The 26786-nt window shown below is 38.2% G+C and carries 21 protein-coding genes, 1 tRNA gene and 1 pseudogene; 14 read left to right on the top strand and 9 right to left on the bottom strand.

From position 1 onward, the window contains the following. Nucleotides 1–3 precede the first annotated feature (3 nt). Nucleotides 4–1473, top strand: coding sequence for a glutamate synthase subunit beta (locus tag CKV70_RS08925; RefSeq protein ID WP_014930974.1), 1470 nt, complete (start codon nt 4–6; stop codon nt 1471–1473). 44 nt (nt 1474–1517) lie between these two features. On the opposite strand, the gene CKV70_RS08920 is transcribed toward CKV70_RS08925, so the two are convergent. The 3 genes from CKV70_RS08920 to CKV70_RS08910 form a co-directional block, all read right to left on the bottom strand. Next, complete coding sequence (locus CKV70_RS08920; RefSeq protein ID WP_003722209.1) at nt 1518–2348, bottom strand: carbohydrate ABC transporter permease; 831 nt, start codon at nt 2346–2348, stop codon at nt 1518–1520. A 16-nt stretch (nt 2349–2364) separates the two neighbouring features. Beyond that, nucleotides 2365–3258 carry a carbohydrate ABC transporter permease gene (locus CKV70_RS08915; protein ID WP_003722208.1) on the bottom strand — a complete coding sequence of 298 codons (894 nt, stop codon included), beginning with the start codon at nt 3256–3258 and terminating at the stop codon, nt 2365–2367. 61 nt (nt 3259–3319) lie between these two features. Then, entirely contained in the window at nt 3320–4564 is a 1245-nt protein-coding gene (locus CKV70_RS08910) for a sugar ABC transporter substrate-binding protein (RefSeq protein WP_012951757.1), read from the bottom strand. A gap of 429 nt (nt 4565–4993) precedes the next feature. On the opposite strand from CKV70_RS08910, the gene CKV70_RS08905 reads away from it, so the two are divergent. The 12 genes from CKV70_RS08905 to CKV70_RS08850 all read left to right on the top strand — a co-directional run bounded on the left by CKV70_RS08905 (nt 4994) and on the right by CKV70_RS08850 (nt 20536). After that, nucleotides 4994–7165, top strand: a complete 2172-nt coding sequence (locus CKV70_RS08905; RefSeq protein ID WP_014600916.1) for a glycoside hydrolase family 3 N-terminal domain-containing protein — start codon at nt 4994–4996, stop codon at nt 7163–7165. Next, nucleotides 7162–10422 carry a 1,2-beta-oligoglucan phosphorylase gene (locus tag CKV70_RS08900; RefSeq protein WP_014600915.1) on the top strand — a complete coding sequence of 1087 codons (3261 nt, stop codon included), beginning with the start codon at nt 7162–7164 and terminating at the stop codon, nt 10420–10422. Before CKV70_RS08905 ends, CKV70_RS08900 begins: the two co-directional genes overlap by 4 nt. Before the next feature lie 47 nt (nt 10423–10469). Then, the gene (locus CKV70_RS08895; protein WP_003722204.1) at nt 10470–11435 is read left to right on the top strand and encodes a LacI family DNA-binding transcriptional regulator; all 966 of its coding nucleotides are present in this window, start codon (nt 10470–10472) and stop codon (nt 11433–11435) included. Between the two features lie 59 nt (nt 11436–11494). Then, nucleotides 11495–12478, top strand: a complete 984-nt coding sequence (locus tag CKV70_RS08890; RefSeq protein ID WP_014600914.1) for a Gfo/Idh/MocA family protein — start codon at nt 11495–11497, stop codon at nt 12476–12478. 120 nt (nt 12479–12598) lie between these two features. Beyond that, on the top strand, nt 12599–12967 hold the full coding sequence (locus tag CKV70_RS08885) for a GntR family transcriptional regulator (RefSeq protein ID WP_003733123.1): 369 nt from the start codon (nt 12599–12601) through the stop codon (nt 12965–12967). After that, nucleotides 12960–13640, top strand: a complete 681-nt coding sequence (locus tag CKV70_RS08880) for an ABC transporter ATP-binding protein (protein WP_003722201.1) — start codon at nt 12960–12962, stop codon at nt 13638–13640. The genes CKV70_RS08885 and CKV70_RS08880 overlap by 8 nt, the downstream gene beginning before the upstream one ends. Next, entirely contained in the window at nt 13633–14406 is a 774-nt protein-coding gene (locus CKV70_RS08875) for a hypothetical protein (RefSeq protein ID WP_003722200.1), read from the top strand. The genes CKV70_RS08880 and CKV70_RS08875 overlap by 8 nt, the downstream gene beginning before the upstream one ends. 42 nt (nt 14407–14448) lie before the next feature. Then, a complete protein-coding gene (locus CKV70_RS08870; RefSeq protein WP_014600913.1) occupies nt 14449–15774 on the top strand; it encodes a DEAD/DEAH box helicase in 1326 nt (441 codons plus the stop codon). A gap of 133 nt (nt 15775–15907) precedes the next feature. Beyond that, complete coding sequence (locus CKV70_RS08865; RefSeq protein WP_003722198.1) at nt 15908–18586, top strand: sigma-54-dependent transcriptional regulator; 2679 nt, start codon at nt 15908–15910, stop codon at nt 18584–18586. A 159-nt stretch (nt 18587–18745) separates the two neighbouring features. Continuing rightward, nucleotides 18746–19054 carry a PTS sugar transporter subunit IIB gene (locus CKV70_RS08860; protein ID WP_003722197.1) on the top strand — a complete coding sequence of 103 codons (309 nt, stop codon included), beginning with the start codon at nt 18746–18748 and terminating at the stop codon, nt 19052–19054. 69 nt (nt 19055–19123) lie between these two features. Further along, a complete protein-coding gene (locus CKV70_RS08855) occupies nt 19124–19426 on the top strand; it encodes a PTS sugar transporter subunit IIA (protein WP_003722196.1) in 303 nt (100 codons plus the stop codon). A gap of 21 nt (nt 19427–19447) precedes the next feature. After that, on the top strand, nt 19448–20536 hold the full coding sequence (locus CKV70_RS08850) for a DUF871 domain-containing protein (protein WP_014930969.1): 1089 nt from the start codon (nt 19448–19450) through the stop codon (nt 20534–20536). 76 nt (nt 20537–20612) lie between these two features. Here the strand turns inward: CKV70_RS08850 and CKV70_RS08845 are convergent, their stop codons facing one another. Then, entirely contained in the window at nt 20613–21197 is a 585-nt protein-coding gene (locus CKV70_RS08845; protein WP_009926120.1) for a TetR/AcrR family transcriptional regulator, read from the bottom strand. Between the two features lie 189 nt (nt 21198–21386). Between CKV70_RS08845 and CKV70_RS08840 the strand changes: the two genes are divergently transcribed. After that, nucleotides 21387–22052 carry a class I SAM-dependent methyltransferase gene (locus CKV70_RS08840; RefSeq protein WP_003733121.1) on the top strand — a complete coding sequence of 222 codons (666 nt, stop codon included), beginning with the start codon at nt 21387–21389 and terminating at the stop codon, nt 22050–22052. Nucleotides 22053–22132: 80 nt separating this feature from the next. On the opposite strand, the gene CKV70_RS08835 is transcribed toward CKV70_RS08840, so the two are convergent. From CKV70_RS08835 to CKV70_RS08815, 5 genes and pseudogenes are all read right to left on the bottom strand, one after another. Beyond that, nucleotides 22133–22204, bottom strand: a tRNA-Arg gene (locus tag CKV70_RS08835). 116 nt (nt 22205–22320) lie between these two features. Beyond that, nucleotides 22321–23313: a rod-share determining protein MreBH gene (gene mreBH / locus CKV70_RS08830; protein ID WP_010989790.1), complete on the bottom strand. Its 993-nt coding sequence runs from the start codon at nt 23311–23313 to the stop codon at nt 22321–22323. 217 nt (nt 23314–23530) lie between these two features. After that, a complete protein-coding gene (locus tag CKV70_RS08825) occupies nt 23531–24790 on the bottom strand; it encodes an MDR family MFS transporter (RefSeq protein ID WP_003728251.1) in 1260 nt (419 codons plus the stop codon). A 103-nt stretch (nt 24791–24893) separates the two neighbouring features. Then, nucleotides 24894–26126, bottom strand: coding sequence for an aminopeptidase (locus tag CKV70_RS08820; RefSeq protein WP_003733120.1), 1233 nt, complete (start codon nt 26124–26126; stop codon nt 24894–24896). Nucleotides 26127–26210: 84 nt separating this feature from the next. Further along, nucleotides 26211–26710: pseudogene (locus CKV70_RS08815) on the bottom strand (flavodoxin). Between the last annotated feature and the right edge of the window lie 76 nt (nt 26711–26786).

The following is a 26786-nucleotide window of genomic DNA, read 5'->3' as shown; positions in this document are numbered from 1 at the left end:
ACCATGGGAAAAGCAACTGGATTTATGGAATATGACCGAATTCCCTCTCCAGGACGTGATCCGAAAAGTCGGACACGTGACTGGAACGAATATAGTTTACCAATGCCGGTAGCAGATTTAACAATACAAGCCGCTCGATGTATGGATTGTGGTGTGCCGTTTTGTAGCGTAGGGATGGAAATTAAAAATGGCGTATCAGGTTGTCCATTGCATAATTTAATTCCTGAGTGGAACGACGCCGTATACCGGGGTGACTGGTATGAAGCGTTACAACTACTTTTAAAAACAAATAATTTTCCAGAGTTTACTGGTCGTATTTGTCCGGCGCCGTGTGAAGGTGGCTGTACGGTGGCTATTTCGGAACCTGCTGTAGGGATTAAATCCATTGAAAAAGCGATTATTGACCGAGGTTTTGAAGAAGGCTGGATTAAACCGGCTCCTCCTAAAAAACGTACCGGTAAACGAATTGCTGTGATTGGATCAGGACCGGCTGGACTTGCCTGCGCCGATCAATTAAATAAAGCTGGCCATAGCGTAACGGTCATTGAAAAAAGTGATCGCATTGGTGGGTTATTAATGTACGGTATTCCAACGATGAAACTGGAAAAAGAACAAGTAACGCGCCGAGTGAACTTGATGGCGGAAGAAGGAATCGAATTCGTCACAGGTGTTGCGGCAGGGACAGATGTTACTTTTGCAGAACTACGCGAAGAGTATGATTCTATCGTTCTTGCAACAGGAGCAGGGAATGCGCGCGATATCCCACTTGCTGGACGTGATGCAGCTGGGATTCACTTCGCTGTTCCGTATTTATCGCAAAGTACGCGTGATAATCTGGATAACGGCGGGGTACAAACACTTTCTGCTAAAGGAAAGAATGTTGTGATTATCGGTGGTGGAGATACAGGTGCTGACTGTGTGGCAACTGCGCTCAGACAAGGCGCAAAAAGTATTTATCAATTTGGTATTCAAGATAAACTACCTGAATTGCGTGATGGCGAAAACCCTTGGCCGCAATATCCACGTGTTTTCAAAATGGATTATGCGCACGAAGAAGCGGAAGCAGTGTATGGAAGAGATCCACGTGAGTACCTTATTAATACAACTTCTTTTGAAAAAGTTGAAGCAGGAAATCTTATTGGATTGCATACTGTAGAAGTAGAAGAAAATAAGGCAGAAAGAAAATATACACCTGTAGAAGGAAGCGAAAAATACTTTGAAGTAGATATGGTTTTAATCGCGATTGGTTTTGCAGGAACAACTGAAGATATTTTTACAAACTTTGGTGTAGGAAAAACAGATCGTCATACGATTGATGCAGCCAAAGGATTTTACCGCACTAGTGAAGAGGGCGTATTCGCTTGCGGAGATGCGCGTCACGGTCAAAGTTTAGTTGTAACCGCGATTGCAGAAGGACGAGAAGCAGCTCGTGAAGTAGACTTTTACTTGATGGGTGAAACATTTTTACCATAATAAAAAAGAGCTTATCCTAAAAGGGTAAGCTCTTTTTTGACTAATTATTTCATTCCAGAAACGTTGAAGCCTTTTAAAATATATTTTTGGAAAGTCATAAAAATCAAGATAATTGGAATAACCATGAAGGTTGCTCCAGCCATTTGTAAGGCATAGTTGCTGCCATATTGACCTTTTAATAATTGAAGGCCAACTGATAGGGTGTAGAATTTTTCGTCGTTGGCAATGATTAACGGCCATAAGAACGAGTTCCAACCAGCGATAAATGTGAGAATCCCTTGAACGGCAAGAACGGGTCGAGAAATTGGGATAACTATCCGCCAGAAAATATAAAATTCACTAGCGCCATCAAGTCTTGCTGCTTCAAGTAAATCGTCGGATATGGTGGACATAAATTGACGGAATAAGAAAATCCCAAAAGCACCAACAAGTCCTGGAAGTACAATCCCTGTCATGGTATTCGTTAACCCAGCCGCATTAAGCAGCAAGTAAACCGGAATCATTGTTACTTGTCCGGGAATCATCATCGTAGCAAGGACAAGATAAAATAACTTGTTTTTCCCTTTAAATTTAAATTTAGCAAAGCCGTAACCCGCCATCGCATTTAAAAATAAACCGAAAAACGAGAAGAATACAATGATTAATGTATTTTTCAAGTAAATAGCAAAGTCCATTTCAGTGAATAGTTTGGTGAAATTATCTAGTGTAAATGTTTCTGGCCAAATAGTAGGTGGGATTTTTAAAATTTCAGCATCCGTTTTCAAAGAGGAGAGAACCATCCAAATGAACGGTAAAATCATAAAGAATCCGCCAACGGTTAAAATTGTAATTACGGCAATTTGAGCGCCGCGCGATTTTTGTCTATATTGATTCATTTATAACACTCCTCTCTTAAATATCCCCGCCATTATTTTTACGCTGAATACGGAATTGAATTATCGTAATGATGATAATTGCGATAAACAAGATAAACGATCCAGCAGCAGCATAACCAAACTTACTTAATTGGAAACCATTTTGATAGATAAATAGGGCGACTGAGTTCGTGCTATCGAGCGGCCCGCCTTCTGTCATGACGAACGGTTCCTCGAAGAATTGCAACCAACCAATCATTGTCGTTACGGTTACAAAGAAAATCGCAAACCGAAGCATTGGAACGGTAATTTTAAACAATTGTTGACGACTATTTGCACCATCAAGCGAGGCAGCTTCGTAGTATTCGCGCGGAATCCCTTGAAGTGCCGCTAAGAAAATAATCATATTGACACCGATTGCCCGCCAAACAGCTAGGATAATCAGCGAGAGTTTCGCAATCGTTGGATCTTGTAACCAAGGAACAGGTCCGAGATCTAAAAATGAAAGTAAATAATTAAGTAAACCAAAGCGCGGGTTATATAAGTAACTCCAAACAACTGCTACAGCGACAACGTTTGTAATCGAAGGAGTGTAAAAGATTAACCGGAAAAATTGGAAAATCTTCGCTTGCGAGAAGTTAATCATCAGCGCAATCCCAAGCGAGCAAACGATAACCAGTGGAACGCCAATAACTACATAGAAAAGCGTGTTAAAAATAGATTTTAAAAATACCGGGTCTTGCATAATATTGACGTAATTATCTATCCCAATAAAGTTAATCTTAGAATAATCGGCAAGCCCGACTAAATCGATATCTGTAAAACTAATGACAAAAGCAAGCAAAATCGGAAGTAGAGAAAACAGAAGAAGTAAAAACAGTGCTGGCGAAATAAACAAATATGGCGTGTTTTTATTTAAAAATTGTTTCATAACATCAGTTCCATTCTAAAAGGGCAAATGGCAGACTAGAATCATTTGCCCTTTTTATTCGTTATTTTTTAAGAAGGGTTTCTACTTGATCGTTAAATGTATCCATTTGTGTTTGTACATCTGCACCACCGCGATAAATTTGTTCCCAAGATTTTCCGTATAATTGAGCGATTTCTTCAAATTGTGGGATAAGTGGCATTGGTTCAGCTGTTTTCATTTGTTCACCGAATACTTTGTAGTAAGGATCGTTTTTCAGCATATCATCTTCCCAAGCATCCATACGAGCTGGCATGGAGTTAGTATCTTTCAACCAAGATAATTGAACGTCAGGTTGACTCATGTAGTCCATGAATTTCAGAGCATCATCTTTCTTATCACTATATTTGAAAATGGAAAGGTTAGCACCACCAAGGCTTGATTCGTTATTTTCTTTTTTAGGTAATACCGCAGTCGCCCATTTTCCGTCAATGTCAGGGGCAGTGTCTTTCAGCGTATTTACCATCCAAGGACCACTCATGAACATTGGCACAATGCCGTCGCCGCCAAAGCTTTGAGAAGCATCTAAACCAAGGTCAGTATCCGGAGCGGAACCATTTTTAATGAAACTATCTAAATAAGTAACTGTATCTACGAAAGGTTTTTTATTGAATACTGGCGTACCGTCTTTATCGAAAAGAGGGGAGCCATTTTGACGTCCGAAAATGAAACCAGTAGTTTGTTCGTTTGGATCAATTGCAAAGCCATACATATCTTTCCCACGTTTAGAAAGTTTCAACGCTGCATCAGATAATTCATCCCATGTTTTTGGTGCTTCATTATAACCAACTTTTTTCAATAAATCTGTACGGTAGAATAACACGCGAGTCTCCGCATACCACGGAACACCGTAAGTTTTGCCATCAAATTGAGTTGTTTTCACTGAACCAGGGAAAAATAAATCAGAGTTCATATTTTTACTTTTTTCGACATCTTTTGTAATATCAAGTAATGCGCCAGCTTCGACAAATTCAGGCATCCACGTTGTTCCCATTTGGACTACATCGGGGCCAGATTTAGAAGCAACGGCTGTAAGTAATTTATCATGTGCATTCGCCCAAGGAATAACTTGTACTTTGACCTCGATGCCAGTTTCTTTCGTGAATTTTTGTGCGAGTTCTTTTAGTGACTTGGCTTCATCGCCCATAGCCCAAACATTTAATACTTTAGAATCGCCGGAATTAGCATCATCCTTTGACCCACCACACGCCATTAATACTAAACTAAGCGACAACACTAAAGCTAAAACGACAAACATCTTTTTCTTCATGATTTTTCCTCCATTTTTTGTTTTTTTCAAAGCAACTTGATTAACTAAAAGCTGTTAAAGAATAAAAACTGTTGTACAGAACTTGCGCGCCGTACGGGATGAAGCAAATTGTGAAAATCAATTCACATACACAATATTTCATAGAAACGTTTCGACAAGGTTATTATAGTATATTATGTAATCGGTTTCAAGTGAATTGCTATTATATTTTTTGTTTATTAGGTTTAAACATTGTATACCAATGGTTTTATGGATATAAAATTTTTTCTGGATAAACTTTTACGAAAACGAGATAGTATAGAAGAAATTGAAAAAAAGGACCGTTTCACCATGTGAATGTTGTTTTTGGTTGACTAAAGAAAAGAAAGCGCTTATACTGTTGTTATATTTGAATAGAAACGTTTCGAAAAATGTGTGCAGGAGGTTCCTATGAAACAAGAAAAAGTACAAGAATTAGTTAGTCAAATGACTTTAGATGAAAAAATCGCTCAATGTCTTCAACTTTCGCCTTTTCTTTTTAAAGGTACAAACAAAAATGCAGAACTAACAGGGCCGCTTCTTCAAGAAATGAAATTAACGGATGCGCATACTGAAAATGCGGGTTCGGTGCTTGGATCAAGTTCGGCGCTTGATATGATTGGTATTCAGGAAGCTTATTTAAAAACGAATCGACTAGGAATTCCGCTTGTTTTTATGGCGGATGTTATACACGGGTATAAAACGGTATTTCCAATCCCACTTGCACTTGGTTGTTCTTTTGACCGGGAAACGGTGCGCGTGATGGCGGAAGTTTCGGCGCTTGAAGCAACAGCAGACGGTCATCATGTTACTTTTTCGCCAATGCTTGATTTAGTTAGGGACCCAAGATGGGGTCGTGTAATGGAATCAACTGGTGAAGATCCATTTTTAAATAGTGAACTTGGAAAAGCACTGGTTGACGGCTATCAAGGTGATGCGAGTAAATTAGATGGAAATTTCGAGCGGATGGCAGCATGCGTGAAACATTTTGCGGCATACGGGGCGGCGGAGGCTGGTCTGGAATATAATACGGTCAATATGTCAACACGCGAATTATATCAGAATTATTTACCTGCTTATCACGCGGCAATTCAAGCAGGAGCTAAGTTAGTCATGACTGCATTTAATGTGGTAGACGGGGTTCCAGCTACGATGAATAAATGGTTAAATCGTGATGTTCTGCGAGGTGAGATGGACTTTGACGGAGTTCTTATTTCTGACTGGGGCGCTGTTGCCGAAGTAATTAATCACGGAACAGCAAGAAATCCTAAAGAAGCCGCACAGTTTTCGATGGAAGCAGGCGTTGATTTAGAAATGATGACTACTTGTTATATCCATGAATTAAAAGGTTTAATTGAAGAAGGAAAATTATCCGAGAGCCTTCTCGATGAAGCTGTTCTACGTATGTTACATTTGAAAAATGATTTAGGACTATTTGAAGATCCGTACCGTGGCTTAAAAGAAACTAATCGCGCAAAAGATATTTTAACGAATGAAAGTCGCGCTAAAGCACGTGCTGCAGGTGTTGAATCAGCTGTCTTATTAGAAAATAAAAACCATATACTTCCGTTAGATACAAAAACAAAAATTGCTTTAGTTGGCCCACTTGCTACATCACCTGATATTCTCGGTGGTTGGAATGTATACGGCGAAGAAAAAGATGGCATCAATGTTGAAACAGGTTTGCGTGAAGTATTTGAAACAGTAGAGGTCATTTCAACAGAGTACACTGAATTTTCGGATGAAGACACAGTGGCAGTTAAAGCGGCAGTACAGAATATGGACGTTGTCGTGCTTGCGCTAGGTGAAAAAAATGAATGGGGCGGAGAAGCAGGAAGTCTTGCTACTATACGCTTGCCGGAAGCGCAATATGAATTAGCGAAATTCGTCCAAACATTAGGAAAACCAGTTGTTATTACATTATTTAATGGTAGACCACTCGAAGTGAAAGAGTTAGCTGAATCTAGTGATGCTCTTCTTGAATTATGGTTCCCAGGAACAGAAGCAGGCCGTGTCACTGCAGATTTATTAAGTGGTGCAAGTAATCCTTCAGGGAAATTATCCATGTCATTCCCGCAAACAACTGGTCAAATTCCGGTTTATTATAATCACTTACGCACTGGACGACCACAAACACCGGAAAATAAAGGCGAACGCTATGTGTCGCATTATCTTGATATTCCAAATGAACCATTTTATCCATTTGGCTACGGAAAAAGTTATAGCGAATTCGAGTTAAAAACAAGCAGCCTTCCGAAAGAATTAAATCTAGGCGAACCACTACATGTGGAAGTAACCATTAAAAACATTAGTGATATTGCTGGGAAAGAAGTAATCCAAGTGTATTTACAAGATGTAACAGCGAGCATTTCACGACCTGTCAAAGAATTAAAAGCTTTTGAAAAAGTGGCGCTTCAAGCTGGCGAAGAAAAAACAGTTACATTTGAATTAACAAGCGAGGCATTTTCATTCTATAACCATCAACTTGAAAAAGTGCAGGAACCGGGACTTCACCGTATTTTTGTTGGAACTAGTAGTGAAGATGTAGACGCTTTTGAACTGGAAGTGGGTGGATATGTGTGACAATGTTAAAAGAAATTAAAAAAGCGGATTTATCAGCCGCATTTTATCCGAGCGGGGAGCTTGCTTGGCTAAAATTGAAGGATATTATGCTAAATCAAGTGATTCAAAATCCATTAGAAAATCGCTTATCGCAAATATATGTGCGCGCGCATTTTGGGGATAAAATAGAAATTTATCCGCTACTTAACAAGGATTCTGAAGTTGGTTTTAACGAAAATGGTGTGGAGTATCGCGGTGTAGTTGGACCGTTTCGTTATAGCGTGCAAATGCATTTTCACACGCGCGGTTGGTTTTATGATGTCATAGTGGATGGGGATTTTGAATTTGATCTTGTTTACTTACAAGACTTGGGGCTTGCAGAACAAGCGGCAGTGAGAACAAATGAAGCTTATATGTCGCAATATATTGATTATCATGTAACAGAAGGCGCGACTGGTTTCACGGTTCAAGCCCGCCAAAATCAACCACAAAATGAGCGTTTTCCAGCAGTTCAAATTGGAGCATTAACGAAAATTGTAGGGTATGCAACAGATGGTTTTGATATTTATGGGACTAATTATAAACTGACTAGCGAACTAGCTAACCTTAAGGAAAAATCATTGCCAAATCGAGTCTACCAATATGAATTCGCTCAAATTTCCATACAAACAGAGCTATTTACTAATCACGGCGAAACAAGCTTTTACGGTTATGTAACAGAAAATCAACCAAAAGCATCTGGAGCACCAATCGGAAATTTAGCTGAACTAAAAAGTAATATTTCAGAGCAATCCTATCAAAAAAGTACTAAAGCTATATTAAACAAACATATAGGAACACCAATTACCGGTGAAACAATTTCTGACAGCTGGCTTCAAGAGAAATTCCCAGACCGGATTCAAGAAGAGAAGCAAAACGCCGCACTGCTTTCCTTTTTCACACCGAACTATGCACATGTTGTGATGCGTGAAAAAGAAGCAGAATTAGAACGGCCGCATGGCAGTATTTTACTTGATAAAATTGATGTTTTAAATCCAGAAGCGACTCTTTCGGCAACAACGTACATGTACGGGGCATTTTTATCACAATTAGTTGCTGGAAATACGAATATGAACAAATGGAATAGCCACGCGCGTAATCCGCTTAATATTCTTCAAACAAGTGGATTAAGAATTTATATCGAATTAGATTCCGAACTACGACTACTCAGCGTACCGTCTGTCTGGGAAACTAGTACAAATTATTCGACTTGGTATTATCAGTGGAATGACGACCTAATCACAGTACAAACCACATTAACAGCTTACAGTAAAGAAGCATTCGTCACTGTTCATTCAGAAAAAGGTCACTCATATAAATTAGTCTTAACAAATCAAGTAACTATGGGAACAAATGAATACGATACTACCGTGAAAAAAGAAATTAAAGACGGAATCGTCACTTATTTCCCTGCAGATGACTCGCCGATTTTAGAAACCTATCCGGAGCTTCAATTCCGCGTAGATGGAACTTATAATGAACTGACTGACGAACGTTATTTTGCAAAAGATTACATGGGAACAGCAGGTTTGGATGTGTTTGTTTTTGAACCAAGTGATAAAGCGACTTTCCACGTTCAAGCAAAACTTACCGATGAATTTTCTAAACCAACGGAGGATTTAGAAGCCGACAACAAAGTAATTCGCGCTAGCTATGACGAATTAACTGCACAGTTCCATTTAAATCACCAAAGTACAACCGCGGAAAAGCTGAATTTAACGGTTTATTGGTATGCGCACCAAATGTTAGTGCACTATGCTTCACCGCATGGGTTAGAGCAATACAGCGGGGCGGCTTGGGGTACGCGTGATGTGAGTCAAGGTCCATTTGAATTTTTCCTTGCAACGGGCAATAAAGCTGTTTTACGTAAGCTAGTGTTGACCATTTTTTCTCATCAATATCAAGATACTGGTGATTGGCCACAATGGTTTATGTTTGATAAATATACATCGATTCAGCAAGAAGAAAGCCACGGTGATGTTATTGTTTGGCCACTGAAAATTATTGGTGATTATTTGGAAATGAGCGGGGATACAGAGATTTTAGAAGAGGCTATTCCTTATGTTGATCGCGAATCGAAAACCTTTACGAAAGAGCAAGGGACTCTTCTTGAACACATTAAACTGGCAGTGAAAACTATCGAAGCACGCTTTATGAAAGGAACGGCTCTTTCTAATTACGGCGATGGTGACTGGGATGATACACTTCAACCAGCTAATGCCCAGCTTAAGAAAAACATGGTGTCCAGCTGGACGGTCGCGCTAACTTATCAAACATTTAAACGTTTAGCTGCATTTTTACCAGTAGGTGAGAAATACGAGACGTTAGCAAACAATGTTCAAGCGGACTTTGCGAAATATATGACAAATGATACCGATGTTATTCCAGGTTTCCTTTATTTAGAAGAAGGAAAAGCACCTGTATGGATGATTCACCCAGAAGATAAAGAGACGAACATTAAATATCGCTTAATACCACTGACAAGAAGTGTGATTTCTGAATTAGTCGATAAAAAGCAAGCCAGTCGTAATTTTGAAATTATCGGTGAGCATTTACTTCATCCTGATGGCGTAAGATTAATGAGCGAGCCAGCGCATTATGCTGGTGGTGTAAGTACTCATTTCAAACGGGCAGAACAAGCAGCTAATTTCGGCCGAGAGGTTGGTTTGCAATACGTGCATGCGCATATTCGTTATATTGAAGCCTTAGCTAAAATTGGCGATAAATCCGCTTGGCTTATGCTTGATGTCATTAATCCAATTAATATTAAAGAAGTTGTTCCAAATGCGGCACTTCGTCAAAGTAATACTTATTTCAGTAGTTCTGATGCAGCATTTTTAGATCGCTATCAGGCACAAAATGAATTTAGTCGTGTGAAAGAAGGTAGTATTCCAGTGAAAGGCGGCTGGAGGATTTATTCTAGTGGTCCAGGAATCTATTTACATCAATTAATAAGTTCTGTTCTTGGTATTCGTCAAACGGAAGAGACGCTTATCTTTGATCCAATTTTACCTGAGGAATTAGATGGATTAGAATGTCATATTGAACTAGATAATTATCCGCTTGATCTTACTTTCGAAAGTTCAGATGAGGGTTGTATTGTTGTTAATGGTGAGAAACAACCAGTTGAAAATGCAGCGAATTTGTACCGAACTGGAGCACTAATTTTACCGAAAAAGAACTTAACGACAAAATGTTCACAAATCACGATTAAATTTCAAAAAAATAACCGTCTCTAAGGTTGTTTTGTGTATAATAAAAGAAAACAGAAAAGGATGCGATTCACGTGGTAGGAATTAAAGATATCGCGAAAAAGGCAGGGGTTTCCATTTCAACAGTATCCTACGCACTTAATGGCAGCCCGAAAGTGACCGAAAAAACGCGAAAACGAATTATGACCATCGCAAATGAATTGAATTATATTCCCAATATGGCAGCACGAACGTTAAAAACAAGAGAAACAAAAATTATCGGCGTCTATTTAACGAACTACGGCGGGATTTTTTACGGGACTTTACTGGAAGGTTTAACGCAAACGCTATATAAACATGGATATGAACTCATTGCTTGTAGTGGTACGAAAACACACCGATTTTTACCCGAGAAAATGATTGATGGGGCTATTATTTTAGATGCGAATTTCCCGTCTAGTGAAATCATTAACTATGCTAATCGTGGTCATAAATTAGTGGTGCTTGACCGCGAACTTACCCATGAGAACGTGAGCCAAGTCCTTCTAGATAATAAAGGCGGCGCAACGCTAGCAATTGATTATTTATCCACTAATTTTAAGGGTGACTTCTATGTCATTACCGGTCCAGACGATTCCTATGATGCAAAAGTCAGACTCGAAACGGCGAAACAAGAACTTGCTCGGTCTGGTGATAAAAAAGTGCATATTATTGAAGGCGACTTTTCAGAAGAAAGTGGTGAAAGAGCTGCGTCCATTATCGCCAAAAATTGGAAGGCTCCTGTTTCAGTGTTTGCTCTAAATGATAACATGGCAATTGGAATGTATCGTTATTTTGCTGGTACGGATTTAGAAATTGGTAAAGACGTGCGAATTATTGGCTTTGATAATACCGACATAAGTGAATATCTAGTTCCACGTCTTGCTACTATTGAATATTCGAAGTACAAATGGGGCGCAGTTGCTGCAGATAAACTAGTGGAACTCCTTGAAGGCGGAAAAGCTGAAAACGAAATAATCTATACTACTAGAATCAGTGGACCATCTGTTTCAAACAATTAGTACGCTTTTTTCCTTATTTTAAGGTATACTTAAGATAAAATGAAGGGAGCTGTTGGCTAATGAAACTTGGAATTATGGGAACGAACTGGATTACGGATTCTTTTATTGAAGGTGCTATTAATTCAGGTGAATGGAATCTTACTGCGGTATATTCACGAACAGAAGAAAAAGCACGCGCATTTGGAGAAAAATATGGAGAGTTGACTTATTTCACAGATATAGAAGAAATGGGCAAATCAGACGCACTTGATGCGGTCTACATTGCTTCTCCTAATGCGCTCCATTATCAACATGCGGTTAGCTTACTGAAAAATAAAAAACATGTTATCGTAGAAAAACCGATTTTTTCTACCGTAGCCGAATTAGAGCATGCGCATCAAATTGCTCGCGAAAACAATGTCTTTTTATTTGAAGCAGCACGCCACATTCAAGAGCCAAACTTCAAACGGCTACAAGAAAACATCAAAAAAGTAGGTACTATTCATGGGGCAACACTAGCGTACATGAAGTATTCTTCCAGATACGATCAAGTTTTAAACGGGGAAGAACCAAATATTTTCTCCTTGAAATTTTCTGGCGGGTCTATCGTTGATTTGGGCGTTTATCCACTTTACTCAGCGATTACACTATTTGGTGAACCTGTAAAAGCAACTTATTTTGCCACTAAATTACCAACTGGTGTAGACGGACTTGGACCAATAATTCTCGAATACCCAACATTCAATATTACTATCATTCAAGGGAAAAATTCACAGTCCTTCCTGCCAAGCGAAATTTATGGTCAAAAAGGAACGCTAATTGTTGATCCTCTAACTGGAATTGAAAAAATTACTTTTTACGATAATGCGACAAAAGAAGAAACTGAACTCGCTGGCCCAGTTGTAGCCAATGATATGCAATTTGAAGCAGCAGAGTTTGCTAGAATTATCGAACAAAGCGACCGAGATACATATGAATACTTAGCAGACCTAAGCTTAAAAGTATTGCGTGTCTCCAACGAACTTCGTCACCAAAATGATATTTGGTTTGACGCAGAAAAATAATTTTGAAGAGCTAGGAAAAAGCTATCATGCTGATTCCTAGTTTTTTTGTGCTTGACAATAAATGAAAGTCGAGTGTACTATTTAATTAATACACTAGTTTCGTTTAAAAAGGAGTTAACAATGAATCCGACTTTTCATGCAGATAAACCAATCTATAGTCAAATCTCTGACTGGATGAAAAAACAAATGATTACAGGCGAATGGAAGGGAGAGGATAAGTTGCCTTCTGTTCGGGAAATGGGCGTACAGCTTGCAGTAAATCCTAATACCGTTAGCCGTGCTTATCAAGAATTAGAACGAGCGGGTTATATTTATGCAAAACGAGGGATGGGATCATTCGTCACTTCCGACAAAGCACTTTTCGACCAATTAAAAATAGAGTTAGCAGATGCAATTACAGAACGCTTTTTAGAAGAAGCGAAGAGCATCGGTTTAGATGACCAAGCAGCAATAGAATTACTAATAAAAAGGAGCCGCAACCATGAATGAAAACCTGATTACAATTACGGGATTAACGAAAAAATATCGAAAAAGAAAACCATTAAATGACATTAACTTATCTCTTCAAAAAGGGAAAATCATTGGGCTACTTGGTCCTAATGGTGCGGGAAAAACAACTTTGTTAAATGCAATTTCAGGTCTACTTAAACCAACATCTGGAACAATAAACTTAGCAGAAAACAGCAAAATAGCCTATTTGCCGAGTGAAGATTTTTTACCTAATATGGTTATCTGCGACTATTTTCGAATTTATCACAGCTTTTTTCCGGATTTTGACCAAGAAAAAGCAAAACAAATGATCCGTTCGTTTGGAATCAACATAAAAGAAAATACCAAATATTTATCCAAAGGTAATGCTGCAAAAGTAATGTTGGCACTTATTCTATGCCGAGATGTAGACTTATATTTGCTGGATGAACCATTTTCAGAAATTGATTTGATTTCGCGAGATGACCTAATTAAAAGCATCGCGACGTTCCTTAAAGAAGATGCAACACTTGTTGTCACAACACACTTAATCCAAGATATGGAAATGATGTTTGATGAAATTATCTTCTTGAAACGAGGTAAGATAATAGAGCAAATAGACACAGAAACACTTCGGGAAGAATACAGGAAATCAGTGATGGATTACTATCGGGAGGTATTTGGGCATGCTTAAAGCACACTGGAAATTAGAATGGAACGCGCATCGTTACATATTTTTTGCTACTTTTGTTGGTTGGCTGATTTGTTTACTTATTGGTCTTTTTTCTAAATTAGGAAATGGCTTATTAGAACCGCTTGTGATGGATTCAGATATAGACGGAGTTGTATTCGCGTCCGGCGATGGTGTTTTCATAGCTTTAATAGGCTTTGTTGGTGCTAGTTGGATACTCATTTGGTTACTTTTATTTTTGGCAGCAGCTCGATCTGGAATTTACGATGAAAACCGTTATTTGTTTTTTCAAACAGAAACACCTATTTGGAAAATACTATTGAATAAATTAATCATCGTCTTAATAGAAACGGCTATTCTAACGGCGGGGGTTCTAGTAATTATAATTAACTTGGCGATAATAGGTGGCGCGGAGATGTCTTTTTCAGTAGGACTAAATATCATTTTTGACACTTTTTTAGCGATGGGACTTAATACTTTTTCTTTAGCCTGTATCATTTTTTTAGCAACCGCTTTGAGTATGGTGCCAGTCAATGGTTTCCGCGTTGGTTTTATTGGCGCATTAATCTACTTTGTAATAATTAATGCAATTCAAATATCTATCGGAACAGATTTTTTACCTAAAAGTAGCACAGAAATCCATTTTTATTATTCCCTTTTTTCAAGTGTTCATTTTAATTTTATCCAGATGGGTTTTAATCTTTTGATGGCTCTTGTTTACTTTTTTCTAGCGACAAAAATACTAAATAAAAGTGCAGACTTGCAGTAAGCGTGGTATGATACAGAGAAGAACTAATAAAGGAGTCGGGTTATGACAGAATCAAATATTCCAAGCTTTTGGGCGGAAAAATGGCAAGAACATGGTTACGAAACGCCAACAGAAATTCAAAGCGCAATGTACCAACCTATCAAAGACGGTGCAGATGTACTTGCAGTATCACCAACTGGAACGGGGAAAACAGTGGCTTATGCACTGCCAACCCTTGAAAAAATAGAGGCAATTCCAAAAACACAATGGCTTGTTTTAGCGCCATCACATGAATTAGTAATGCAAATCACGGAAGTAATCCGTTCGTGGTTACCAAGTGATGACTTGACGGTGATATCTCTAATCGGAGGAGCCAATGTCAAACGTCAAATCGAAAAATTAAAGAAAAAACCGCAAATTATTGTGGCTTCTCCAGGTCGCGCACTTGAACTAATCAAACAAAAGAAAATTAAAATGCATGAAATCAAAACGATTACTTTGGATGAATGTGACCAATTACTTCGCCAAGAAAATTTTAAAAGTACACTTGAGATTGTTGAAAGTGCTGTTCGTGATCGCCAATTGACACTTGTATCCGCGACAAAACTAGAAAATCCGGACATGTTTTTTGCACAAACAGAAAACACACCAGTAATGCTAGAGGTAACCGCAAAACCAGAAGAATTAACGAATGTGGAACACCTATACATGGATGTGGAATCACGTGATAAAGCTACTTTACTGCGCCGCATTTCGCATATTAAAGACATGCGCGGCTTAGTTTTCGTAAAAGACAAACCACGAATGGAAATTTTGCTAGAAAAACTGCATTACGATAAAGTAAAAGCAGCTGGAATTCACGGCGAAATTCGCAAAGAAAAACGCAAAAAATATCTGGACGACTTTAAAAAAGGCACGTTGACTTATTTAATCGTGACAGATGTAGCGGCTCGTGGGCTGGATATAGAAGATTTACCCTACGTGATTCACTACGACTTAGCAGCAAGTGAAAAAGAGTACACACACCGTTCTGGACGCACTGGGCGAATGGGTAAATCAGGTACGGTTATTACTTTCGCTAACCCACGTGAAATAAGAACATTAAAACAATATTTAACCATCCACAACTTAAAAGGGAAACAGGTTCGCTTTTATCAAGGGAAGCTTCTTGACGGTGCTGTTCCAGAAAACAAAATCGCTAAAAAAGCATCAAGACCGCCAAAACAAGTTCAAAAAAGTAAAAAAGACGACGGGAAGAAGCCGTTCCGCAAAGACAAACCTACTGGAGCTGCTGGAGGGCATAAAGAAAAGCCAACTAACTCGGCTAAACCGACACGTAATAAACCAAATAAATTCAACAAAAAACCAAACAATTTTAAAAAATCTTAAGATGCGTCGAATGTTTTTCTCTCTTGATAGATAGGAAAGCATTCGCGCTTTTTTTAGTTAATTTTTATCGTTGCGAGGATGCCATTTAAAAAGGTATAATGGAATCATAGAGTTTCAAAAAGGAGTAGAGTAGATGTCTAGTAGAAAAGAAGAAGTCCTCCAACTTCTAAACGAAAAAGAAGAAAAAGTATCTGCTGCAGATGTCGCAGAATTGCTTCAAATGGACAGAGCAAACGCTAGTCGTTATCTAAATGATCTTTTTAAAGAGAAAAGAATAGACAAACTTCCTGGGAAACCGGTATTTTATCAAGCTATAAAAACAACGGAAAGAGTTAACCAACATGTGGGAAATATGCAAGAGTCTGCTTTTGGAAGATTGATTGGTTCAGAAGATAGTTTAAAAGTAAGTATTCAACAAGCCAAAGCCGCGATTTTATACCCGCCAAACGGGCTTCACAGCTTAATTCTAGGACGGACAGGTACAGGGAAATCGCTCTTTGCTGAATGTATGTATCAATTTGCGAAAGAATCGGAAACCATTCCGGCTGACGCGCCATTCGTTTCGTTTAACTGTGCCGACTATGCACAAAATCCGCAACTTTTATTTGGCCACATTTTTGGGGTAATTAAAGGAGCATATACTGGAGCAGAAGAAACGCGCGAAGGTTTGCTGAAAAAAGCAGACGGAGGGATTTTATTCCTTGATGAAATCCACCGCTTGCCTCCAGAAGGTCAAGAAATGCTCTTTACTTTTATCGATAAAGGAGAATTTCGTCCACTAGGAGAAAGTGCGAATGTACATCATGCACAAGTCCAAATTATTGGGGCGACAACAGAATCACCAGATAATTTTTTATTAGAAACATTCACAAGACGTATACCGATGACAATTACCTTACCATCCCTTGCAGAACGAAATCTGGAAGAACGTTATCAATTAGTGGAGTTTTTCTTGAACCAAGAAGCTACAAGACTTCACCAATCCATACGTGTACACAGAAAAGCGTTGATTGCTTTTTTACTTTATCATGCAAGTGCTAACGTCGGTCAATTGCAAAGAGACTTAAAACTAGCCTGTGCCAAAGCATTTTTACATTATAAAACCAAAACGGCTAATTATATATTAATCGAACAAGATGACTTGCCTATCCACGTCCAAAAAGGTTTACTCCACTTAAAAGACGAACCAGAAAAATTAAATCGTTTGATTGACGTGAACAAAGCCATTTTTAAATTTGTTGATACGAGTGATGAATTTGTTGAAACAGAAGATGTTCATGATGTTTATCATGCCATCCAAGAAAAAGCAGACCAATTAATGAAAGAAGGGAAGGACCAAAGCGAGTTAGAAGAAGCGCTTTATGTGGATGTAGATCAATATTTCCACAACTACATGGTCCAGTTACCAACCCACCAAACTGCCAAAGAAATCATTGCACCTGCTGTTTGGGAATTAACAGAAAAAGTATATGCCATGGCAGAAGAAAAACTAAATCGTAAATATAACGAAAAAATGAAATTTGCTTTCTCTTTACATTTACAAAGTACCATCGAACGGGTACGCGAACAAAAGCATATCATTCATCCCGATTTAAATAATATTCGCAAAAAATACCCAAAAGAGTTCCAAGTAGCTATTGATTTATCTGCACTGATTGAACAAGAATTAAGTATTGAAATTCCTTTTGACGAAATTGGATTTTTAACGATGTTTCTGACAGAAGAAGTAGTAGATACGTCACTTTCTCAAGAAAATCAAGTCGAAGTTATTGTGATGATGCATGGCCGTTCAACTGCTACGAGTATGGTAGAGACGGTACAGGAATTACTGAGTATTGAAAGCGGGATTGCCCTTGATATGCCGCTCACTGTTGAAGTAAAAGCGATGTATGAAAAATTAAAACAAACGGTCATCAAATTAAACCCAGTCAAAGGCGTTCTAATCCTTTCTGATATGGGTTCACTCACTTCTTTCGGCAACATGCTGACCGAAGAACTAGGTATCCGTACAAAAACCGTTACGATGGTAAGTACACCAGTTGTACTGGAAGCGATGCGGAAAGCTTCACTAGGTCGTGGTTTAGAAGATATTTATCAGAGTTGTGAGCAACTATTTGAAAATAAATATAAAGCACATGTCTTACGCGCTAAACCCGTGAAAAATGCAGTTATCTTCACTTGTTTTACTGGAGAAGGAGTAGCCGAACAGTTGCGTAAAGTCGTAGCACCAATTATTGATGAAACAAAAATTGAAATTATTGTATTACAATTCTTGCATAAAGAAGCTTTCCGGGAACGAATCGATCAACTCATGGAAGAATATAACATTCTAGCCATCATGGGGTCAGTGGCCTTTGAATATCGCGATATCCCATTCTTTAGCGCACTGGAAGTTTTATCAGAAGGTGGCTTAGGGATTGTTTCTAGAATATTAAATGATGAAGTACCTTACGAAAAATTAATCGCTTCATTAGAAGGAAATCTACAAGCAGTAAGCTCTGCTGAACAACTGGTTTACTTTTTACGAAAAGTGATTTCAGAATTGCAATTGCAACTTAATGTTATACTAGAGTCTGGTGTAGACATTGGTATGATTCTGCACTTAGCTTTCCTTATCGAACGCGTAAAATTAGGCGCTGTCGACCGTGAATTCCCTGATTTAAATGAATTTGCCAAAAACCATATGGTGGAAATGCAAATTACACAACAAATGATGGAAAACGTAGAAATTGAGTATGATATCGTAATACCGCAATCAGAAATCGCATATTTAACACAGATGATGCTCTCAAACCAGGTGGAAGAAAATTAAGAAAAAGGAATCTGCCAAGTGTGTATTGTCTTACACACTTGGCTTTTTTACTTGTGTAAGCTAAAAACTTTGTAGGCAAGCAACAAATTAGAAGAAAAGTTGGCACATATCTTGCATATTATATATACGTGCAGCTTTTCAAACTAGGAGGTTAAATTAATGAATAACATCATGTTAGTTTGTTCGGCCGGTATGTCCACAAGTCTGCTCGTAAAAAAAATGACAGAAGCTATCGAAAAACAACAAGTGGATGCTACTGTTATAGCAGTTGCAGAAGCTGATTTCGACAAGTACAAAGGCAACGTAGATGTTGTTTTACTCGCACCGCAAGTTCGTTTTTTAGAGAAGAATTTGAAGCGAGTACTGGATCCATTAGGTATTCCAGTTGCGATCATTAATGGGATTGACTATGGAACAATGGACGGCGAAAAAGTGCTAAATGATGCACTAGCAATGATTGAGAAATAATCTCGAGTTCGAGACTGCTTGAAGAGGAATTAAACACAAGTTCGATAAATGAAAAAGGATGTGTAAACAATGGAATTAGAACAAACAATTATGCAATTAATCGTACACGGGGGAAACGCTAAAAGTGACGCAATGCTAGCAATCGAAGCGGCAAAAAAAGGGGATTTTGACGTTGCAGATGAGCAAATCAAAAATGCAGAAGCGGCACTACTTGAGGCGCATCATTCACAAACTTCATTAATTCAAGGTGAAGCACGTGGCGAAAAAGCAGAAGTATCATTACTACTTGTTCACGCGCAAGATCACTTAATGAACGCTATTACTTTTAAAGACTTAGCGAAGGAAATTGTTGATTTATACCGCTCTAAATAAGCTTTTGAAGGGATGATTTAAATGAGAAAATTAGGAATATCCGTATTTCCACAACATGTAGCGCTTGAAGAATCATTGGAATACATTGAAACAGCTGCAAAATATGGTTTTAGCCGTATTTTTACTTGTTTGATTTCTGCTAATGACGAAGCTGAATTTGCTAAATTAGAAACCATTTGCAAACGAGCAAAAGAATTAGGATTTGACGTTATTGCTGACGTTGATCCCACTGTATTTGAATCGTTAAATATCACTTATAAAGAATTAGATCGTTTTAAAGAGCTTGGTCTAGCTGGATTACGCCTAGATTTAGGTTTCTCTGGTTCCGAAGAGGCAGCAATGTCCTTTGATGATACGGACTTGAAAATCGAGCTAAACATCAGTAATGGTACTCGTTACGTAGAAAGTATCCTATCTTACCAAGCAAACGTAGGAAATATCATTGGTTGTCACAACTTCTATCCAAGAAAATACACTGGTCTTTCCAGAGAACATTTCTTGCGTACGAGTAAACAATTCAAAGACTTAAACTTACGCACAGCAGCATTCGTTTCTTCTAACAGCGGCGAATTTGGCCCTTGGTTTGTTGTAGACGGTGGACTTCCAACAATGGAAGAACATCGCGGAGTGGAAATTACTGTTCAAGCAAAAGATCTTTGGAACACTGGCCTGATTGATGATGTCATTGTCGGGAATATGTTCGCTTCTGAAGACGAATTACGCGCTTTAAGTGAATTAAATCGTAATGAATTACAATTAGCAGTAGAGTTTTTAGATGGTGCAACTGACGTGGAAAAAGAAATCGTTTTAACACAAAAACATTTCAATCGTGGCGATGCTTCCGAGTACGTGTTACGTTCAACAATGACGCGTGTTAATTTCAAACAACACGATTTCCCTGCGCATGACACAAACACCATTGCAAAAGGCGATGTAACAATTGACAACAATGGCTATGAACGCTACAAAGGCGAAATGCAAGTAGCCCTTCAAGAAATGGAAAACTCCGGCAATACCAATATCGTTGCTCGAATTGTTCCAGAAGAGCGCTATTTATTAGATACTATTCTACCGTGGCAACATTTTAGATTGGTTGAGAAGAAGAAATAAAAAATTAATAAAAACCTGTAATCCCAAATAAAGTGGATTGCAGGTTTTTTATTATCTGTAAAATAAGAGATTAATGCTATTTCCGACCTTGACCAATCAACCCATACAAAAACAACTGAATAATTTCCGCCTGTTTTTCCTCAAGCTCCTCCTCGGGAACTGTGAGCCCCAAACTATTAATCGCATCAATAAAAAGTTGAATTACTTCATCCGAAATGGCATTATCTATGACTTGAGCTTCTTTTCCAGCAGCAACATATTTCATATAAATATCTTTTTTTAGCGAATTAATATTATTTACTAAAAGTATTAAGAATTGCTGATCTTTGCTTGCTTCTTTAGATATAAATTTACTTAAAGAAAGATTTATTTCTGTGTTACAAAGCTGGATAGCCCGCTCTAATTTTTGTGTAAATGTTCCTTCTGATGCTAAAATTTCTTCCGCTAAAGCAATGGTATCTTGCATGATAACTCTAGCACATTCACCAATGAGCGCTTCCTTACTTCCAAAATAATTATAAATAGAAACTTGTGAAACATCTGCAAGTGCAGCAATGTCTTTAATACTTACAGCAGTAAAGCCTTGCTTTCCAAATAAAATTAGTGCTGCCTCAATAATCGCAGTTTTCTTACTAAGCGTTCTTTTTTCATAATTATTCACAATCTAATCACTTCCTAAAAACTAATTTTTTTCTTTAGCATAATATAACACAAAAATGCTTATTTTGAAATATAAACCAATTAATTTCAAAAGTTCTTGACTTGGGTAGTGTGCATATAATACAATGGTTTTGAAATATATAAACTTAAATTTCAAAACTAAAGAACCAGCGAAAGGAACTTACATGCGATGAAAATGACAAAAAGAAAGAAAATAGTTTTAATCATTTTGGGAGGTATACTAGGAATGAGTTTTATTTTATATAAACCATTAATTAACTATTTAAGCGAACAAGCGGCAAATCCGCGTGGAATCATAGGAGAAATCACTACGAAAATATGGTCATCTTATTTTGAAGATTTGAGTAAGTGGACAATTAGTAATACAGAAATGGGTGATGCTACTAATATATTAGATATTGGTTACGGTGGGGGTTCCAATGTTAAAAACCTTGTAGAACTAAATAAAAATGTAACTATTTACGGGGTTGATATTTCCAAAGAATCTTATAAAACTGCCACCAACTTGAACAAAAAAGCAATAAATAACGGAAAAGTAAAACTATCAATACAAGACGTCGCATTGATGAATTACCCGGCGGATTTTTTCGATATAGTTTATGCTATACAAACTCATATGTATTGGGATAATCCTAGGAAAGGGTTTGAAGAAATCTATCGGGTAATGTCAAATGAAGCGGTTTTTATACTATCATCTGAAAAAGATAAAATTGAATATCATATGGACGAATATAAAACAACTGCCTCGTTAACAGCTCTCTTAAAAGAAATAGGATTTAGGGAAGTAGTGGAGAAGGAGAAAGGAAATTGGGTTTTGTATACGGTCAGAAAATAATAGTTCGATGATCAGTTTCGAAGTAAAGACTGTAAAAAGCCGAAAGCACTTGAGGAATCAATGCTTTCGGCTTTTTGGGACGCCCATACGCGGAATCGAACCACGAACTAGCCCTTAGGAGGGGCTTGTTATATCCGTTTAACTATATGGGCTTATTTACTTTTGAAAGGCAAACAACAGAAATAAGTTTACCAGAAATAAGGGTTTTCAGCAAGACAAAAAAGCATTTAGCTACAGGGTAAATATTGTAGCTAAATGCTTACTACCATTAGTTTTTAGCTAATTTATCTGCAAAAACGAGGGATCTACCTGTGCCAATTGCAACGGATTCCAAAGGACTTGGAGCCATATGTACAGGGACATCAATTTCTTCTACCAACCAGTCACGGAAACCTTGAAGAAGGGAACCGCCACCACTTAAAATAATACCTCGATCGACAATATCGCCACTTAATTCTGGTGGGCAAAGTTCAAGTGTATTTCGAATAGCTTCTAATATACGTTGTAATGTTTCAGCTAAAGCGCTTTGGATTTCCGTAGAGCTTACTTGGATTGTTTTTGGTAAGCCAGTAAGCAAATCGCGACCACGGATATCCGCAGTTTGTGTTACGTGTTCGATCGGCGCATAACCAAGCTCCATTTTAATTCGTTCTGCTGTTGTTTGACCGATTAAAAGGTTGTAATTTTTGCGGATGTATTGAATAATTTCTTCATCCATATGATCGCCACCTGTGCGAATCGAAGTGCTTGAAACCACACCACCGTATGAAATAATCGCAATCTCACTCGTGCCGCCACCAATATCCACAATCACATTAGCGACAGGCTCAGCGACAGGTAAATCAGCACCAATTGCAGCTGCAACAGGTTCTTCAATTAAAACGACTGAACGAGCACCAGTTGATCTTACCGCGTCTGAAATAGCGCGGCGCTCGACTGATGTTGCGCCAGTTGGTGTACAAACGACCACATTGGGCTTTCTCACACCACTAACTGAAATCCGGCGCATAATCTCACGCAAAAGTCCGCTCGTTAAATCAAAATCAGCAATAACACCGTCCTTCATTGGTCTTACAGCAGAAATCGAAGTCGGCGTTTTACCAATCATCTCTTTTGCTTCCTGGCCAATCGCAAGTACCGTTCCATCATTCGTATTTAGCGCGACCACAGAAGGTTCATTCAGTATAATGCCTTTTTCTTTACTGTAAACTAAAATATTCGCAGTACCTAAATCAATTCCAATAGTTGTTGTTCCAAACATTCTCACACCTAACTTTCTATTAAAAATAGCGAGTAAATTCTAGGTGTACAACTAACAGTATAGACTTTTTTCACCTTATAAGCATTATTTAAACATGGATGACATGAAAAGGTAATTTAAAATGGCGATATGACAGGTGTTTTCGGCATTTCGTAAAAATTTCGTAAAAAAAGTAATCAAATAAAAACGACTATCCAGAGTAGATAGCCGTTTTTTATTAGGAAACTTGCCGCTGTTTTTCAAATTCTGAATACATATAGTAATAAATGAGCCCGCTAATGAGCGCTAAAATACCAATAATAGTAAATGTGCCAGTATAGCCAATTAAAGTCGAAAGTGTAATCGCAAGTGGAGCAATGACTTTACCCAGCGTGTAACGAAGTCCAGCAGCAGAAAAGTACATAGCGCGCTTATCTTCTGGAGCTAACTGGGAAACAAAAGTTTGTTGTAACCCAACAGTCATCAGTTCCGCGAAGCTAAAGAGAATAATGGCACAAATCGCTCCCCACGGTCCTGTCGAAATACCAAATAAGAAAATCGCAATCGCATAGAGAAAAGAAGAATTCATAAAGACAAATTTTTCTCTAAAATGGCTCATCCAACGAGTGACAACGACCGTAAGCGCTGCAACAAAGAAGCCATTAATAGAAACAATAACCCCGAACAATTGCTCACCTGTAAAATGAAATGCGAACAAGTTAGAGGCACCGATAACTTCTTTAATATAGAGCGGGAAAAGTAAATCCAGTTGCATAAACGACTGAGAAACAATAATCCCGGCAACAATATAAAGAAAGAAAATCTTGTCTTTAAAAATAATCTTATAGTTTTTTAGCTGTTCCATTAAAACAGCACCAATACTTTTTCGAACCGCTTCTTTTTGTAAATCAGGATTAACTAAAAGAGGGGCTGTTTCGTGACCAAATTTTTGCAGTAAAAATAGTAATAATAAATCCGCGCAAACAATTGCAAGTAGTGTTTCTGTCGTGAAATTATAAAATAAAACCGAGCCAAGAATTGGACCAATAACGACCGCAATATTAATCATCATATAGAACACCGAATAAATATGCGTCCGATGCTCAGGAGGAACCACATCGGCAATCATTGCTTGACTTGCTGGCTGATAAAAAGCCATAAAAACACTCGCAATCGCGAAACCAGCAAAACTTAAGTAAGGAGAATCCACAACATGAAGTGCACCTATTGCAAAAACAAGAAAGCCAAAGCCTTCTCCGATGACAGAAATACTCATCATCCGTTTACGACCAAAGTTATCTGCAAAATAGCCGCCAAGCAAAGCTGTGAAGACTGCCAACACTTGCGAGATAATTAGCAGAAGGCTCGTCAGTTCGCGCCCAATACTTTCCGAAAAGTAAATCGTTAGAAAGGGGAAGACCATCCAAAAAGAAATATCGAGTAGCGCTTCCCCAAAAAGCCTTACTTTTAAATTGATGTCCCATGTACTAAATTTCATCCAATGCACCTCACTCTCTTTTATAAAAAATAAACAAACGAAAACCCTTGAAAGCCAAAAGCTACAAGGGTTTTACGCAAAAGGCATAAGTTTTAAAAAAGGATTAGAACGCCCAGTCGCCTTTACGGAAAACAGGAACAACTTCACCAGATTCGGTTACACCATCAATGTCCATTTCAGAAGAACCAATCATGAAGTCCACGTGTGTTAAACTATTGTTTACACCAGCTGCTTCTAGTTCTTCACGAGACATTTCTTCGCCACCTTTAACATTAAATGCATACGCACTACCGATTGCTAAGTGGTTAGAGGCATTTTCGTCAAATAGTGTATTGTAGAATAAAATGCCGGATTGGGAAATAGGGGAAGGATCTGGAACTAGCGCCACTTCGCCTAAATAGTGAGAGCCTTCATCTGTCGCGATTAAATCTTTCAAAATTTCTTCGCCGGATGCTGCTTCTACACCTACAATACGACCTTTTTCGAAAGTGATTTTGAAGTTATCGATAATATTTCCTGCATAACTAAGTGGTTTTGTACTAGAAACATAACCTTCCACTTTTAGTTTATCCGCACAACAGAAAACTTCTTCTGTTGGCATATTGGCCATAAATTCATGTCCTTTTTTATTCTTACTACCAGCGCCAACCCAAAGATGGTTTTTTGGAAGACCAATTGTAAGGTCTGTTCCAGGAGCCGTATAATGTAAAGAAGTAAATTGTTTTTCATTTAAACTTTCTGCTTTTGCAGCAAGTGTTTGATCGTGATTTTTCCAAGTTTCTACCGGGTTTTCGGTGTTAATACGAGTTGTTTCAAAAATAGCTTCCCAAAGTGTTTCCATTTGTTCTGCTGGAGTTAAATCTGGGAATACTTTTGCTGCCCATCCTTGTGAAGCTGCTGCAACAACTGTCCAGCTTACAACATTTGCTTGCATTAACTCGCGAAACTCGCTCATTGCACCACCCATTGTTTTCTGGAATGTCGCAATTTTGTTGCTATCCACGCCGTTAAGTAAATCCGGATCTTCGGAAGTGATGGAGATAAAACAAGCGCCTTCTTTGGCAAGTTCTGTTTTTTCTGCAACACGGTGAACCGGAGCACTTTCAAAAACGCGTAGTGGAGCATTTTTGTAACGTAATGCGCCTAATTCTTCATCGCGCCAATCCATAATGACATCCTCTGCTCCAACTTCAAAAGCGTATTTGGAAATAAGACGAACAAGTGGAGCCGCGTCAACTGGAGCCATAATTACCACTTTCTGTTCAGGTTGGACGTTTACCCCAACTTTTACAATCAATTCTGCATACTTTTCTAACTTTTCACTAAATACTGTCATAATTAATCACTCCAATCTTTTTATTCAATACGAGAATTGTATCTCAATTAATAAGGTAAAGCAACCACTACGCTACTGTTTTCGCTATTTTTGAATAAATAAAAAAGCAAGTCCGAAAAAGAGGACTTGCTTTGCGATTATCCTTTTAATGCCTCAACGAAAGTTTTCGCGTAGCTTTCGGCGCGAACAACATCTTCTTCATCAGGATCAAGGTCTACTTTAAGCCCAGCAACAGGAACAGTCGCACCTTGCTCTTTTAGACGAGTTTCAACTAAATCAACTGTTAAGCAGTATTCATCATAAAATGTATCGCCAGAGCCGAAAGAAGCGCAAACTTTGCCGCTAAAATCAACGTCCGCCATATCTTCATAAAAATCAACGAACTCATCAGGAAGCTGACCATCATCGTATGTATAGCCACCGATTAGAGCACCATCATATTCTAGTAAATCTTCAGGGTCAACTGAAATACATTCTTCAATTTCTACTTCGATATCGTATTTTTCTAATTCTTCACCTAAAATGTCGGCAATTTCTTGTGTATTACCAGTCATGCTGGCATAAACGATCATCACTTTTGTCATTTTGCATCACCATTTTCTGAATTTTTTATTGTTTAAAATGGCACAAACCAGTCCACCATTTTTTAACTGATACATT

It is taken from the genome of Listeria monocytogenes, from assembly GCF_900187225.1.
In the GTDB taxonomy this organism is placed as follows: domain Bacteria; phylum Bacillota; class Bacilli; order Lactobacillales; family Listeriaceae; genus Listeria; species Listeria monocytogenes.
This window is presented reverse-complemented; position numbering and strand designations above follow the sequence as displayed.

Excerpts from the sequence above, each read along its gene's own strand:
- CKV70_RS08850 (WP_014930969.1), top strand. The coding sequence starts at position 19,448 with ATGAGAAAATTAGGAATATCCGTATTTCCACAACATGTAGCGCTTGAA.
- CKV70_RS08875 (WP_003722200.1), top strand. The coding sequence starts at position 13,633 with ATGCTTAAAGCACACTGGAAATTAGAATGGAACGCGCATCGTTACATA.
- CKV70_RS08920 (WP_003722209.1), bottom strand. The coding sequence starts at position 2,348 with ATGAATCAATATAGACAAAAATCGCGCGGCGCTCAAATTGCCGTAATT.
- CKV70_RS08905 (WP_014600916.1), top strand. The coding sequence starts at position 4,994 with ATGAAACAAGAAAAAGTACAAGAATTAGTTAGTCAAATGACTTTAGAT.
- CKV70_RS08870 (WP_014600913.1), top strand. The coding sequence starts at position 14,449 with ATGACAGAATCAAATATTCCAAGCTTTTGGGCGGAAAAATGGCAAGAA.
- CKV70_RS08890 (WP_014600914.1), top strand. The coding sequence starts at position 11,495 with ATGAAACTTGGAATTATGGGAACGAACTGGATTACGGATTCTTTTATT.
- CKV70_RS08880 (WP_003722201.1), top strand. The coding sequence starts at position 12,960 with ATGAATGAAAACCTGATTACAATTACGGGATTAACGAAAAAATATCGA.
- CKV70_RS08885 (WP_003733123.1), top strand. The coding sequence starts at position 12,599 with ATGAATCCGACTTTTCATGCAGATAAACCAATCTATAGTCAAATCTCT.
- CKV70_RS08825 (WP_003728251.1), bottom strand. The coding sequence starts at position 24,790 with ATGAAATTTAGTACATGGGACATCAATTTAAAAGTAAGGCTTTTTGGG.
- CKV70_RS08925 (WP_014930974.1), top strand. The coding sequence starts at position 4 with ATGGGAAAAGCAACTGGATTTATGGAATATGACCGAATTCCCTCTCCA.
- CKV70_RS08820 (WP_003733120.1), bottom strand. The coding sequence starts at position 26,126 with ATGACAGTATTTAGTGAAAAGTTAGAAAAGTATGCAGAATTGATTGTA.
- CKV70_RS08840 (WP_003733121.1), top strand. The coding sequence starts at position 21,387 with ATGAAAATGACAAAAAGAAAGAAAATAGTTTTAATCATTTTGGGAGGT.
- CKV70_RS08860 (WP_003722197.1), top strand. The coding sequence starts at position 18,746 with ATGAATAACATCATGTTAGTTTGTTCGGCCGGTATGTCCACAAGTCTG.
- CKV70_RS08915 (WP_003722208.1), bottom strand. The coding sequence starts at position 3,258 with ATGAAACAATTTTTAAATAAAAACACGCCATATTTGTTTATTTCGCCA.
- mreBH (WP_010989790.1), bottom strand. The coding sequence starts at position 23,313 with ATGTTTGGAACAACAACTATTGGAATTGATTTAGGTACTGCGAATATT.
- CKV70_RS08865 (WP_003722198.1), top strand. The coding sequence starts at position 15,908 with ATGTCTAGTAGAAAAGAAGAAGTCCTCCAACTTCTAAACGAAAAAGAA.
- CKV70_RS08910 (WP_012951757.1), bottom strand. The coding sequence starts at position 4,564 with ATGAAGAAAAAGATGTTTGTCGTTTTAGCTTTAGTGTTGTCGCTTAGT.
- CKV70_RS08855 (WP_003722196.1), top strand. The coding sequence starts at position 19,124 with ATGGAATTAGAACAAACAATTATGCAATTAATCGTACACGGGGGAAAC.